Source organism: Methylophaga sp. OBS1, from assembly GCF_026319365.1.
Map to the genome: position 1 here is coordinate 236,694 of NZ_JAPDMS010000003.1, position 13,039 is coordinate 249,732.

The following is a 13,039-nucleotide window of genomic DNA, read 5'->3' on the forward strand; positions in this document are numbered from 1 at the left end:
TTGTTTATTGCTAGCCAAGGCTTAGGAATGTCTCATTCTGTTTTCCCCCAATCGGGTTTCCCCAGGCATAGACCGCGCCGTATGCGCAAAGATGACTTTTCACGGCGGCTGATGCGGGAACATAGTCTGCAGCTTGATGACCTGATTTATCCCTGTTTTGTGCTTGAGGGTAACAATCAGCGAGAAGCGGTCAGTTCCATGCCCGGCGTTGAGCGTCTGAGCATTGACCTGCTGCTTAGGGAAGCCGAAGCCGTTTCTAAAATAGGTGTGCCTGTCATGGCCTTGTTCCCGGTCACCCCGGTGGACAAGAAAACCGAAGACGCGCGTGAAGCCTACAACCCTGAAGGCTTGGCTCAGCGCGCGGTCAGAGCGCTGCGAAATGAATTCCCGGAGCTGGGCATCATGACGGATGTGGCACTGGATCCTTTCACCACACATGGACAGGATGGACTGATTAATGACAGCGGCTACATTCTCAATGATGAAACCGTCGAAGTCCTGATTAAACAGGCTTTATCCCATGCCGAGGCCGGTGCGCAGATTGTCGCCCCCTCCGATATGATGGACGGCCGCATTGGTGCCATTCGGCAAGCGCTGGAAAATGCCGGTCAGATTCACACCCGCATCATGGCTTACTCCGCCAAATATGCTTCCAGCTTTTATGGTCCCTTTCGTGATGCGGTAGGCAGTGCCGGCAACCTCGGTGGTGGCAATAAATTCAGTTATCAGATGGACCCGGCCAACAGTGATGAAGCGTTGCACGAAGTCGCGCTGGATATCGAAGAAGGCGCCGATATGGTGATGGTCAAACCGGGCATGCCTTATCTCGATGTGCTGTACCGGGTCAAACAGACTTTTCAGAAGCCGACTTTTGTTTATCAGGTCAGCGGCGAATACGCGATGCTGAAATCCGCCGTTATTAATGGCTGGCTGACAGAAGACACGATTATGGAGAGCCTGCTCGCGTTTAAACGTGCCGGAGCGGATGGCATTCTGACCTACTTCGCCAAAGATATTGCCCAGAAACTCAAGCAACAGCGTTAAGCCTTTATGACTGACAAATACGCCGTGATCGGCAACCCGATCAGCCACAGTAAGTCGCCTCTGATCCACAGCGAGTTCGCCAAGCAGACGGAACAGGATCTGGAATACACCGCGATTGAGGTACCACAGGACGCACTGGAAAGTAGCCTGAGCCAGCTACGCGACCTGCTTAAACTCAAAGGCATTAATATCACCGTGCCGTTTAAAGAACAGGCCTGGCAATTGGTTGAAAATCAGTCAAACCGGGCCAAGCGGGCTGGCGCTATTAATACTCTGGTATTTAATGATGATGGTTCGATGTATGGCGACAACACTGACGGTGTTGGCCTGTGTCGGGATCTGACCGATAACAACAGCATTGAACTCAGAGGTAAACGTATTCTGCTTCTGGGTGCCGGCGGAGCCGCAAGAGGGGTGATTGAACCGTTGCTGAATTATGACCCGCTCGAACTGTTCGTGGCCAACCGCACAGCCAGTAAAGCCCACGCGCTGGCGGATCTGTTCAGTGACCTCGGTCATATCCGCGGTGGCGGTTTTGAAGACATCAAACCACCCTATGATGTCGTGATTAATGCCACTGCCGCCAGCCTGCAGGGAGAAGTCCCGCCTTTACCCGATAATCTGCTCGCAGACAATGCGGCCTGCTACGACATGATGTACAGCGATTCCGACACCGCTTTTATCGCCTGGGCCAAACAACATGGTGCGGCTAAGACTATTGACGGTCTGGGCATGCTGGTTGAACAGGCTGCAGAAGCTTTCCAGATTTGGCGTGACGTGAGGCCAGATACAAGAAAAGTGATTGAATGGCTTCGAAGCGCCCGTGCCTGAACAGCCAAGCTGATCACCAACGCTGATGATCAGCCAACGTCAGCGCGATTAGCGCCACACTAGCTAATGCCAACGATCCCCATAGAATGTCACCAAAAAAACCCTGGGCAGCATGGCTACCACACTGCCCAGCCTGCAAGCCTGATCAGCTTAAAAAGCCAAGATTCAGACTTTACTTCACTTCCATCGCAAGCTCGGGATGGGTATGGTGCACATGATGTTTCTGATGTACCGGGCGAATGGTCAGATTCGCTAGAAATGCCAGCACCAGAAGTCCGGCCATCGCAAACATAGTGGTGTTATAAAGACTTGGGGTCGGATCCACGGTACCAGGTGGTGCAATTTCCATCAGTTGCGAAATAGTCACAGTCTTCGTTGCGATCAATTGATCCAGATTGCGGATACTGTCACCGAATTTCTGCATAAAGGCGGCCGGATCAACCTTGGCCGCCAGTTCATGCAAGACTTTATTGAGGGAATGCTCGCGCAATTGGGTAATCGCCAGCGGCCCCAGAATGCCGGCGGTACTCCACGCTGTCAGCAGGCGGCCATGGATGCCACCAACATGCAAGGTACCGAAGATATCGGCGAGATAGGCAGGAATCGTCGCAAAACCACCACCATACATGGTGAAAATGATCATGGTCACCGCATAGAACATAACCAGTGCCGTGACGCTGGGATTGATGCTGGCCTGGGTAGCAATAAAGGGAATCGACATGTACAGAACCGCTCCCAGAACAAAAAAGCAGTGATACGTATTCTTACGACCGATGTAATCAGACGCAGATGACCAGAGAAACCGACCGGTCATATTGAATACACTGATCATCAGGACATAGGTGGCGGCAAAACCGGCATCGACAATAGAGGGCAGGCTGGGACTGAAGATATCCGTAATCATGGTTTTCGCTACACCAATCACACCAATACCTGCAGTCACGTTAAAACACAGCAAAATCCAGAGTTGGTAAAATTGCGGCGTTTTCAGCGCCTGGTCAATATGCACGTGATTATCCGTAATCAGGGCATTTTTGCCTTTTTTCTCAGCGGGTTTTGGCGTCCATCCAGATGGCTTCCAGTCTTTCGCCGGAACGCGGAAGCTGAACGCAGCAATCGTCATCACGATAAAGTAAACAATGCCCAGCGTTAGAAATACACTGGTAGCGCCGGTACTACCGGTGCCGACGACGTAGACGCCTTCAGGCCCCACCACCGGTGCTTTGAGCATATCCGAGGCAGAAGCAATAACCACCTCCACCTGCTGCCCGGCCACTTCGGCGTAACGACGGCCTGCTTCGGTGATGAGATTGACATCACTGACTTTCCCAAGATATTCCGGCGCCTGGTAATACAGGCTAAGCAGGTAGGTTTTTAACGGGGCACCAATCATCGCACCGCCACCAAACCCCATAATGGCAATGCCCGTTGCCATGCCACGTCGATCCGGAAACCAGCGAATCAATGTACTCACCGGTGTCACATAAGCCAGGCCCAGACCGCAGCCGCCAATCGCTCCATACCCAAGATAAATCAGCCACAACTGATGGCTGGCAATTCCCAGACTGCCAATCAAAAAACCGCCACCCCAGAGACAGGCTGCGAGAAAACCGGTTGCACGGGGTCCGACTTCTTCCAGCCACTTTCCGCCCACTGCCGCCGCCAGTCCCAGAAAGACGATAGCAGTGGAAAAGATCCATACCACCGCAGAAAAGCTCCAGTCATCAGCCGCACTGGTGACAACACCGAAATGTTTGGTCAAGGCCGGATTGAAGATACTCCAGGCATAGACTGATCCAATGCATAAATGGATGGCAAGTGCAGCGGGGGCAATCAGCCAGCGGTTGAAACCGGGCTTGGCGACAATATGTTTTTTCCCCAGCTTCGAGGAAAGTTGAGCTAACAACGACATCGAAATACCTCCCTGTAATCAAGGTTTATGCTTGGATGATTGATTTGTTCAGTAACAAATAAACCAGAACACCATTTCTATCAATATGTTAGAGAAAGCATATTTCGGCTAAACAGGCTGTAATCAACCAGTCTCGACCAGAGCGATATCGAGCCCTCAATGCTGACAAACCCGAGTGGCGCTGAGTTGTTAGTCAACTGGCTGGCAGAACAAAAGGTATGGAGACGTCAATGAAATCGACAACATTGCTGACTGAGGGCTGAGGGGGCGGAGAAAAATATCCTCATCACTGCTCAGCCATTGTTATTGGTTGATTATGACTGCTTTCACAGTGAATGAGGATAAGGGGAAAAATTAAGCCCCACAGTGTCGATGCGACGGGGGTTCTTGAACCATCGGGTCCAAGAGGGAAACCGCATGAAGCCGGCAAACTTCCCGTCGAAGCGGGCTTGTTTTTCGACTTCCAGATTTTGGTTTCCTAAGCATTTGCTTATCGGCTCAAGACACACAGTGTCGCTGTCGAGCACCGCAGGGACATAACCAAATGATACGCAATATTAATTCACTAAGTTCAAGTTTTTTACAGTTCAAGCTGGCGATCTTCATCCAGAAATGCACTAACCCGCTCTTTAAGTTGCAAAATTTTGTTGTTCACTTTTTCCAGGTCATGATTTTCATCATGCTGGATTTGAATCAGCTCGTGCGCAATATTCAATGCCGCCATCACCGCGATACGATCGACACCAACCACTTTACCGCTGTGGCGGATCTTTTCCATGTTCTCGTGAACCATACGCGCTGAGGCAATCAAGGCCTCTTTTTCTTCTTCCGGGCAGGCTATTTGATATTCCTTACCCAGAATATTGACTGTCACCGGTGAACTCATAATTCGCTATCCAATTCTTTCAGACGACTGACCATTTTTTCAATACGGTGTCGAGCCACATCGGTTTTTTCAATCAGTTGAGCTCGTTCGCTCAGCCAGGCGGCCTGTTGAGATTTAAGCAGCATATTCTCTTCCCGCAAACGGCGACTGGCACGAAGCAGTTCATCGACTTGCTGTTCCAATTGTTGAATCGCGTGTTTATCCATTTAGTATGAGTTCTAGGCTATGCGAGAATAGAGATGATCAATTTACCCCCATCTGAAGGCAGCATCAAACTTCGCCAGCCTGCGGATTGGGGGGTAACTCGGCTATAACTATAGACGCGCCCTGCCAATCGGGTCAACAACTGTCATAATAGACGCCTGCTCAAGGCTAGCGCGTGATTAACATTGCTGGCCGGCTTATTTTCAAAATCAGGACCTTAAGCTTTATGTCACAACTTTATTTCCCTTCGCTGGCCCCCGACAAACAAACCGGTGATGGCCCCGCTACGCTGGCAGAACTGCAGGGTGCGCTATGTGGTCTGCTATGCATGGATGCAATGGCCGATCGCACCAGTTGGTACACTCGTTTATTTGAAGACTTCCACCCAGGCGAGGAAGAAAAACAGGACCTGTCGCATCTTTTTGATGAAACCATGCAGTCGCTCAACAGTCTTGATTTCGAGTTTGAAATGGAACTGCCGGATGACGATGCGCCTTTAGCATCACGTCTATCAGCCATGGCCGACTGGTGCCAGGGACTGGTTTATGGTCTGGGTACCAGCGGCATGACCAATGAAACCGATTTGTCTGATGATTGTCGTGAATTTGTGACCGATGTCATTAAAATCAGCCAGGTCAGTTTTGATGAAATTCAGGACAGCGAACAGGAAAAAGCCAATTTCGAAGAGCTGGTTGAATATTTGAGAATGGGGTTGTTCCTGCTCTATGGTGAGCTGCAACCGGTCGATCCGACTGAAGAAAAAAACACTGAACACTAATGCTAACCGCCGGCCTCACAACTCTGAGGCGGCCACAATAGTTAAACAGGTTTTATGTTGAAAAAAGAATTCGCCAAACGCCGCCAACGTCTGATGGAAATCATGGGTGAGGACAGTATTGCTGTATTGCCCAATGCGCCGGTTGCCCCGCGTAACCGTGATGTCGACTTTCCCTATCGCAGTGACAGTCACTTTCATTACCTTACCGGTTTTGATGAACCGGAGTCGGTAATGGTGTTGATTCCGGGCCGGGAACATGGTGAATTTATCCTGTTCTGTCGTGAGCGGGATCTGGATAAAGAAATCTGGGATGGCTACCGCGCCGGGCAGGAAGGTGCGGTCGAACAGTTCGGTGCTGACGACTCCTACCCCATCAGCGATCTGGATGATATTTTGCCCGGCCTGCTGGAAGGCAAGGAAAAAGTCTATTACACCATGGGTAATCAGCCCGCTTTTGATCAGCATATGGTGTCCTGGCTCAACCATCTGCGTCAGGCAGCCCGCGCCGGTAAACACTCACCACATGAAATCGTCGATCTGGAATACAGCCTCAATGAACTCCGGCTGTTCAAATCCGGTGCTGAAATCAAGGCTATGCGCCATGCGGCAGAAGCCTCGGTCAAAGCCCATATCCGTGCGATGCAGTTCACCCGTCCGGGCAAATGGGAATATGAAGTCGAAGCGGAGCTGATTCATGAATTCATGAAACACGGCTGCCGCTCCCCCGCCTATCCTTCTATTGTCGGTGGCGGCGAAAACGGCTGCATCCTGCATTACATCGAAAACAGCAGCAAACTGAAAAACAATGATCTGCTGCTGATTGATGCCGGTGCCGAATACCAGTGTTACGCTGCGGATATCACCCGCACTTTCCCGGTCAACGGCAAATTTACCGAGCCGCAGCGCCAGCTGTATCAGGTCGTGCTCGATGCCCAGAAATCCGCCATTGCAGCGGTCAAACCGGGCAATCACTGGAACCAACCACATGAAGCCGCGGTTGAAGTACTCACCCGGGGCCTGATTGATCTGGGCTTACTGAAAGGTGAGTTGCAGCAACTCATCGATGATAACGCCTATCGCGAATTCTTCATGCACCGTACCGGTCACTGGCTGGGCATGGATGTTCACGATGTCGGTGACTACAAGATTGATGAACAGTGGCGGCTGCTGGAACCGGGCATGGTGCTCACGGTTGAACCCGGACTGTATATACGCGACCCGCAGCATATCGATAAGAAATGGCATTTCACCGGTATCCGCATCGAAGATGATGTGCTGGTGACCAAAGACGGCTGTGAAGTCCTGACAGAAGCCGCGCCCAAGGAAATTGATGAGATTGAGGCATTAATGGCTGAAGCCTTTTCAGCCTCAGCTGCTTGAATAAAGAGAAAGCCATGAACCAGGCCGACAGCCCGCCCCGTACCAGTGACAAAGACTTCGATCTGCTGATTGTTGGCGGCGGTATGGTTGGCGCCAGTCTCGCTGTCGCACTGGAACAGTCCTCTCTCAATATCGGTCTGGTGGAAGCGCAGCCCCTGCAAAGCAATAGCCAGCCCAGTTTTGATGATCGTGGTATCGCATTAAGTTATGGCTCTCAGCGGATTTTTCAGCGCATGGGGCTGTGGCCTGACATTGCCCCTTTTGCCACCGCTATCAAACATATTCATATCTCCGACCGCGGCCGTTTTGGCGTCACCCGTCTGTCTGCTGACAAAGAGCGAGTCCCGGCATTGGGTCAGGTGCTGACCGCAAGAGACCTGGGCCGGACCTTGAATCAACGCTTACAGCAAATGACTCGACTGAAACTGCTGTGCCCGGCTCAGGTGACGGCACTGGAGCAGGACTCTGATCATGTGACCCTGACCCTGGACAACGGCGAGACGATTCGAACCCGTGTGGTGGTTGCCGCCGATGGCCGCGATTCCACCATCCGCCAGTTGTTGAATTTAGGGGCCTGGCAACAGGAATATCAGCAGACCGCCGTGACTGCCAATATCAGTACCGACAAGTTGCATCAGGGCTGGGCCTATGAACGCTTTACTGACAGCGGACCGATGGCACTGCTGCCAATGTCTGATAACCGTAGCAGTCTGGTCTGGACCGTTCGCAGCGGCGATGAGCTGGACTTACTGAACCTGAGCGGTGACGACTTTCTTGAAAGGCTTCAACAGCGCTTTGGGTACCGGGCCGGTCGCTTTATCCGGGTCGGTCAGCGCCACAGTCATCCTCTGACGCTGATGCAATCCGATATGCCGGTACAGCAGCGTATCGTGTTTATTGGTAATGCCGCACACAGCCTGCACCCGATTGCCGGCCAGGGATTCAACCTGGGGCTTCGTGATGTGGCCGTACTGGCTGAATGCCTGGCAGATGCCGCTGATGATTGCGGTGAGATGACCCTGCTGCAACGCTACCAGAGTTGGCGCCAGAAAGATCAGGATCAGGTGGTGCAGGCGACTGACAAACTGGTGAGGTTGTTCAGTAATGACATCAGCCTGTTGGGTCATCTGCGTGGAGCGGGGCTGGCCCTGCTCGATACGCTGCCTGCAGCGAAGCATCTTCTGGCTCAGCGAAGTATGGGGCTGGGACAGAAACAACCGCGTCTGGGTAGAGGCTTAAGCTTATGAATCAGACTTTTGATATTGTCATTGTCGGTGGCGGCATGGTCGGCGCCACGCTGGCGGTTGCGCTGGCATCAGAACCCGCACTGAAAATCGCACTGGTTGAGGCGCAATTGCCTGAAGCCCCGGCCGCCGGGTCTCCATACGATCTCCGCGTCAGTGCCCTCACCCGCAGCAGCGAGATTCTGCTGACCAGGCTGGGGCTGTGGTCGCAGCTACCGGGAGAGCGCGTGAGTGCTTTTACCGATATGCGGGTCTGGGAAAATGAAGGTAGCGAGCTGCACTTTAACAGTGCCGATCTGGGTGAGCCCTGGCTCGGTCATCTGCTGGAAAACCGGGTGCTGCAAACCATCAGTCTGGCTGAATGTCAGCGTATGCCCAATATCAAAGTTATCAGCCCGGCACAGCCCAGCCATTATGAGCCCTATCAAGTCACCCTGGATAACGGCGATGTGCTGCAGGCCAGGTTGATTGTCGCCGCAGATGGTGCCCAATCGCCGTTGCGTGAATGGGCAGGCATTAAGCTCAAGGGCTGGTCCTATGATCAGAAGGGACTGGTCGCCACGGTGACCACCGAGCACAGTCACCAGCATACCGCCTGGCAGCGATTTTTGAGCGAAGGCCCACTGGCGCTGCTGCCACTGCCCGAGCTGAATCAATGTTCGATAGTCTGGTCACTCAATAGCAGCAGTGCCGATCGATTACTGGCGCTGTCGGAGGCGGACTTCATTGCAGAACTGAACGAGGCCTGTCAGCTCAAACCTGCCCACATCACCACCATCAGTGAACGTGCTGCTTTCCCACTTCAGCTTCGTCATGCTGACAGCTACATCAAGCCCGGGCTGGCTTTAGTCGGTGATGCCGCCCACATTATTCATCCGTTGGCGGGGCAGGGCGTCAATATCGGTTTGCTGGATGCCGCCACTTTGACCGAAGTCGTTTTGAATGCTCACCAGCATGACCGCGATATCGGCAGCCTGCATACCTTGCAGAAATATCAGCGTCAGCGTCATGCTGATAACCTGCTGATGCAGTTCAGCATGGATATGTTCAAACGGGTATTCAGTAGCCGGCTGGCCCCGGTGAGATGGCTGCGTCAATTCGGCTTGCGTGGCGTCAATCACAGTACCTGGCTGAAAAATCTGTTTATGCATCAGGCGGCAAGCCGCCCATTTGCGACTCCGTCTCTGAGCCAGCCCGAACATCGCCACTGACATCGTCTTAGTGTGAACTGACTCTCATCCGGCATTTGACCGTCGGACCTAACAAGCCAATACTGGCTCTCAACTGCAAACGGAGAACATTTATGATTGGCTTTATTTCCCGCCAGTTCCTGACCGGGCTTATCACGATTCTGCCCCTGACATTAACCGCCTATCTGATTTACTGGTTTATCGTTTCGACTGAAAAGGCGCTCGGCGGTGTGATCAAGTTTATTCTGCCCGATTATCTCTATTGGCCGGGAATGGGCTTTATTGCCGCTTTGCTGCTAATTTTTATGATTGGCCTGATGATGCAGTTGTATGTTTTCAAAGCCCTGTTTCGCTATATTGAACAGCTCCTCTACCACATGCCTCTGATTAAATCAGTTTACGGCGCAATTCGTGACTTCTTTCAGTACTTCTCCCCGACCCGCAAAAGTGAGTTCGAACAGGTCGTTGCTGTTAAGCTGGACAATGGCATGGAACTGATTGGTTTTATCACGCTGGACTCATCAGCGTCCTTGCCGATCGAGTCGGAAGACGGCGAAGAGCGGGTGCTGGTGTTTCTGCCGATGAGTTATAACATCGGTGGCTACCCGGTGATGATGCCCAAAAATCGCCTGCGGCCCGTGAATATGTCCATGGAACAGGCGATGCGTTTCGTGTTGACCGCCGGTGTCGCCGGTCACAACGGCAAGGAAGATTAAATTGGCAGGAATACGACGGTTGCAGCCCTGACCACCACGGTTTTGATAATCCGGCCGGTCTTATGCGAGATGATCTCGGCAAGATTATCCTGGGTCGCAATCATCCGGCCAATCAGTCGCTGATAGCTTAGATTGCGCCGCTCGTCGGCAAGGCTGTCACTAAGCATCAACAGATTACCTTCTTTGTCCCGGCTCTTAGCCAGCAACCACGCCGCAATCTCAATATTGCGGGCACTATTGTAGAGTTTCTGTTGATCGATTGAAGTCAGATAGAAAAACTCGGTGTTATTATCATAGGAAGCCATCAGCATCCGTCGCAGGCCGATGATAAAGGCCAGTACCCGGTCGCCTTGATAGCTCTCATCGAGTGCCAGCCTGACAATATCTGTGGGGCGTCGAATCTGACTGAATTCGGCATAGTTATAATTGAACGGCCGCGAAAAGGTCAGCTCGACACTGGCTTTGATATCGCGGAGCTCGCGGTCGTAACGCAGCCCGGGATTTCGCTTATAGAGCTTGACCATCAGCTTTTTCAAATCACGCATTACAACCTGCTGATGCAGCTCAATGACTTCGTCAATATCGCTCTTAGCCAGTCGCTCTATGCTGTTTTTACTGTTGCCCGCGGCGGTCATACAACCGCTCAACAACAGGGCAAAGAACAGCAGACTACACCATCTCATCCAGCAACTGGCCCCTGTCAGTGGAAGCTTGTGTCGGTAGTTCATTGATATACAGGTATTGCTGCACGGCGCGGGGAAGCAATGTCGCTTGATCGTTATCACCGTCAAAGCGGCGATCACTACTGATAAAATTTCTGACGAAGCGGGCCTGCTGACCGTCTTCACTACTGTTAGGGGCGATAACAACCGACGTGTTATTAGCCCGATCCGGCGTCAGTGAGGTGTTGACTTGCTCAACATCAAAAATAACCGGCGCACGTGCACTGTTCCGGTTATCAACCGGAACCAATGGGTAAAAGTCAGCAGGACGATTACTGTTTATCTGCATGTTTGTTTATAGAGGCTGCGGCCTTGCCCTGGCGGTTTCCCGACCGGCGCGGACGACGACGCCTGCCCCCCTCTCTTTTGCCTCGATGCGGCGCGGTTTTTTTCTCGCTTTTGACCGGCGGCTTGGGCTCGATAAGCGTTTCATCGGCGGTCGAAGCAATAGGCAGTTTATGCTTGATATAAGTTTCAATATCGGGCAGTGAAAACACAAACTCTTCACAGGCAAAGCTGATTGCGACGCCGCTGGCACCGGCCCGGGCGGTGCGGCCGGTACGGTGCACATAATCTTCGACATCTTGAGGCAAATCAAAGTTGAACACATGACTCACTGCTGGAATATGCAGGCCTCGGGCAGCCACATCGGTCGCCACCAGAAACGGAAACTCACCGTCCTGAAAATGCTGCAGCAGTCGTTCGCGTTTTTTCTGTGGCACGTCCCCGGATAATAAAGAAGCCTTATGACCATTGCCTTCCAGGTAGCCCCAGACACGATCGGCAACGTGTTTGGTGTTAACGAAAATAATACTGCGTTCAGGCTGCAGCTTCTCAATCAGCGCAAGCAGAAGCGGAATTTTCTCTTCATTGGCCGGATAATAAACCCATTCTTCGATACGATCGCCCATCATTTTTTCGGGCTCGACCTGTACTTTTTCCGGGTTATTCATATGCTCATAGGCCAGTTCGCTGACCTTGTAGCTCAAGGTGGCAGAAAACAGCATGCCCAGGCGTTGTCCCGGTGCTGGGATCCGGCGCAGGAAATAACGGACGTCTTTGATAAAGCCCAGATCAAACATGCGATCGGCTTCATCCAGCACCACCGCCTCGATATATTTCAGGCTGAAAACGCGTTGCTTGTGATAATCCAGCAGTCGTCCCGGCGTGCCCACCAGCACATCACAGCCTTCATTGAGGGCATCGCGTTGTTTCTGGTAATCCTTGCCGCCGTGCGCAATCGCTATGCGCAGATTAGCTCCGGTGTTGAGCAGCTTGGCGTCCTTCATGATCTGGATCGCCAGTTCACGCGTCGGCGCCAGAATCAAAGCCCGGGGCTGTTTGCCATCCCAGTTGTCCAATGGCGGTGTTTGCAGCAGCCGTTGAAAAGTTGCCAGCAGAAAGGCGATGGTTTTACCGGTACCCGTCTGGGCCTGCCCTGCTACGTCTTTGCCCTCCAGCAATAAAGGCAGGGATTGCGCCTGGATCGGGGTACAGAATTCGAAACCTGCCTGGTCCAGGCCAGCCTGCAGTGCAGGATTCAGGGGCAGGGTTTTGAAGGCCTGGTCAGTTAGATGTGCACTCATATAAATACTTGCATTAGCGTTGATGATAGGAAAAAATGTTAGGCTCTATCGCATGGGAGTATATACCTAAGTCGGCCTGAAATGCAGGTTTGAAGATGCAACCTCGCCAGGCCCGGTATAATCCAACGATACTTTATATACCACTGGAGATGAAACATGAGCGATAACGTCACCAACGTGACCGATGGCGACTTTGACAGCCAAGTACTACAGTCCGACATTCCTGTCTTGGTTGACTACTGGGCAGAATGGTGTGGTCCCTGCAAAATGATTGCACCTGTGCTGGAAGAAATCGGCGGTGAATATGCCGGCAAACTGAAAGTGTGCAAACTGAACATTGACGAAAATCAGGACACACCGCCGCGTTATGGTATCCGTGGTATCCCGACTCTGATGCTGTTCAAGGATGGTGAAGTGGAAGCTACCAAAGTGGGCGCGCTGACCAAGTCCCAGTTGGCCGCATTCCTGGACAGCAATCTGTAATGATGTCCCTTCCCCACACCTGCGGGTGTGGGGCTGCCCTGCAGCCTATGCCGCGCGGAACCC

14 protein-coding genes and 1 other RNA gene are annotated in these 13,039 nt (G+C 52.4%); 8 read left to right on the forward strand and 7 right to left on the reverse strand.

The window, feature by feature from the left end; all coding sequences use genetic code 11:
- The first annotated feature begins 27 nt into the window (after nucleotides 1-27).
- Together hemB and aroE are read left to right on the forward strand one after the other, a co-directional pair.
- Nucleotides 28-1,044, forward strand: coding sequence for a porphobilinogen synthase (gene hemB / locus OMQ46_RS10460; protein ID WP_266236780.1), 1,017 nt, complete (start codon nucleotides 28-30; stop codon nucleotides 1,042-1,044).
- A gap of 6 nt (nucleotides 1,045-1,050) precedes the next feature.
- On the forward strand, nucleotides 1,051-1,875 hold the full coding sequence (aroE, locus tag OMQ46_RS10465) for a shikimate dehydrogenase (protein ID WP_266236781.1): 825 nt from the start codon (nucleotides 1,051-1,053) through the stop codon (nucleotides 1,873-1,875).
- 172 nt (nucleotides 1,876-2,047) lie between these two features.
- Here aroE and OMQ46_RS10470 read toward each other — a convergent pair whose 3' ends face one another.
- The 4 genes from OMQ46_RS10470 to OMQ46_RS10485 form a co-directional block, all read right to left on the reverse strand.
- Nucleotides 2,048-3,787, reverse strand: coding sequence for an OFA family MFS transporter (locus tag OMQ46_RS10470; protein ID WP_266236782.1), 1,740 nt, complete (start codon nucleotides 3,785-3,787; stop codon nucleotides 2,048-2,050).
- Between the two features lie 354 nt (nucleotides 3,788-4,141).
- Nucleotides 4,142-4,325: non-coding RNA, 6S RNA (gene ssrS / locus OMQ46_RS10475), on the reverse strand.
- A gap of 42 nt (nucleotides 4,326-4,367) precedes the next feature.
- Nucleotides 4,368-4,673, reverse strand: coding sequence for a cell division protein ZapA (locus OMQ46_RS10480; protein ID WP_266236784.1), 306 nt, complete (start codon nucleotides 4,671-4,673; stop codon nucleotides 4,368-4,370).
- A complete protein-coding gene (locus OMQ46_RS10485; protein ID WP_266236786.1) occupies nucleotides 4,670-4,879 on the reverse strand; it encodes a TIGR02449 family protein in 210 nt (69 codons plus the stop codon). Before OMQ46_RS10485 ends, OMQ46_RS10480 begins: the two co-directional genes overlap by 4 nt.
- A gap of 224 nt (nucleotides 4,880-5,103) precedes the next feature.
- Between OMQ46_RS10485 and OMQ46_RS10490 the strand changes: the two genes are divergently transcribed.
- The 5 genes from OMQ46_RS10490 to OMQ46_RS10510 all read left to right on the forward strand — a co-directional run bounded on the left by OMQ46_RS10490 (nucleotide 5,104) and on the right by OMQ46_RS10510 (nucleotide 10,185).
- Nucleotides 5,104-5,655: a UPF0149 family protein gene (locus OMQ46_RS10490; RefSeq protein WP_266236788.1), complete on the forward strand. Its 552-nt coding sequence runs from the start codon at nucleotides 5,104-5,106 to the stop codon at nucleotides 5,653-5,655.
- 54 nt (nucleotides 5,656-5,709) lie between these two features.
- Nucleotides 5,710-7,035 (forward strand): Xaa-Pro aminopeptidase, encoded by a 1,326-nt coding sequence (pepP, locus tag OMQ46_RS10495; protein WP_266236790.1) that lies wholly within the window; start codon nucleotides 5,710-5,712, stop codon nucleotides 7,033-7,035.
- 14 nt (nucleotides 7,036-7,049) lie between these two features.
- A complete protein-coding gene (gene ubiH / locus OMQ46_RS10500) occupies nucleotides 7,050-8,282 on the forward strand; it encodes a 2-octaprenyl-6-methoxyphenyl hydroxylase (RefSeq protein WP_266236792.1) in 1,233 nt (410 codons plus the stop codon).
- The gene (locus OMQ46_RS10505) at nucleotides 8,279-9,490 is read left to right on the forward strand and encodes a UbiH/UbiF/VisC/COQ6 family ubiquinone biosynthesis hydroxylase (protein ID WP_266236794.1); all 1,212 of its coding nucleotides are present in this window, start codon (nucleotides 8,279-8,281) and stop codon (nucleotides 9,488-9,490) included. Before ubiH ends, OMQ46_RS10505 begins: the two co-directional genes overlap by 4 nt.
- A gap of 92 nt (nucleotides 9,491-9,582) precedes the next feature.
- The gene (locus tag OMQ46_RS10510) at nucleotides 9,583-10,185 is read left to right on the forward strand and encodes a DUF502 domain-containing protein (RefSeq protein WP_266236796.1); all 603 of its coding nucleotides are present in this window, start codon (nucleotides 9,583-9,585) and stop codon (nucleotides 10,183-10,185) included.
- Here OMQ46_RS10510 and OMQ46_RS10515 read toward each other — a convergent pair.
- The 3 genes from OMQ46_RS10515 to rhlB are packed head-to-tail and all read right to left on the reverse strand — an operon-like array spanning nucleotide 10,182 to nucleotide 12,493.
- The gene (locus OMQ46_RS10515) at nucleotides 10,182-10,868 is read right to left on the reverse strand and encodes a hypothetical protein (RefSeq protein ID WP_266236798.1); all 687 of its coding nucleotides are present in this window, start codon (nucleotides 10,866-10,868) and stop codon (nucleotides 10,182-10,184) included. The genes OMQ46_RS10510 and OMQ46_RS10515 overlap by 4 nt on opposite strands.
- Nucleotides 10,855-11,196, reverse strand: a complete 342-nt coding sequence (locus OMQ46_RS10520; protein ID WP_266236799.1) for a hypothetical protein — start codon at nucleotides 11,194-11,196, stop codon at nucleotides 10,855-10,857. The genes OMQ46_RS10515 and OMQ46_RS10520 overlap by 14 nt, the downstream gene beginning before the upstream one ends.
- Nucleotides 11,180-12,493 carry an ATP-dependent RNA helicase RhlB gene (gene rhlB, locus OMQ46_RS10525; protein ID WP_266236802.1) on the reverse strand — a complete coding sequence of 438 codons (1,314 nt, stop codon included), beginning with the start codon at nucleotides 12,491-12,493 and terminating at the stop codon, nucleotides 11,180-11,182. Before rhlB ends, OMQ46_RS10520 begins: the two co-directional genes overlap by 17 nt.
- A 156-nt stretch (nucleotides 12,494-12,649) precedes the next feature.
- On the opposite strand from rhlB, the gene trxA reads away from it, so the two are divergent.
- Complete coding sequence (gene trxA / locus OMQ46_RS10530; protein WP_266236804.1) at nucleotides 12,650-12,976, forward strand: thioredoxin TrxA; 327 nt, start codon at nucleotides 12,650-12,652, stop codon at nucleotides 12,974-12,976.
- Nucleotides 12,977-13,039: the final 63 nt, after the last annotated feature.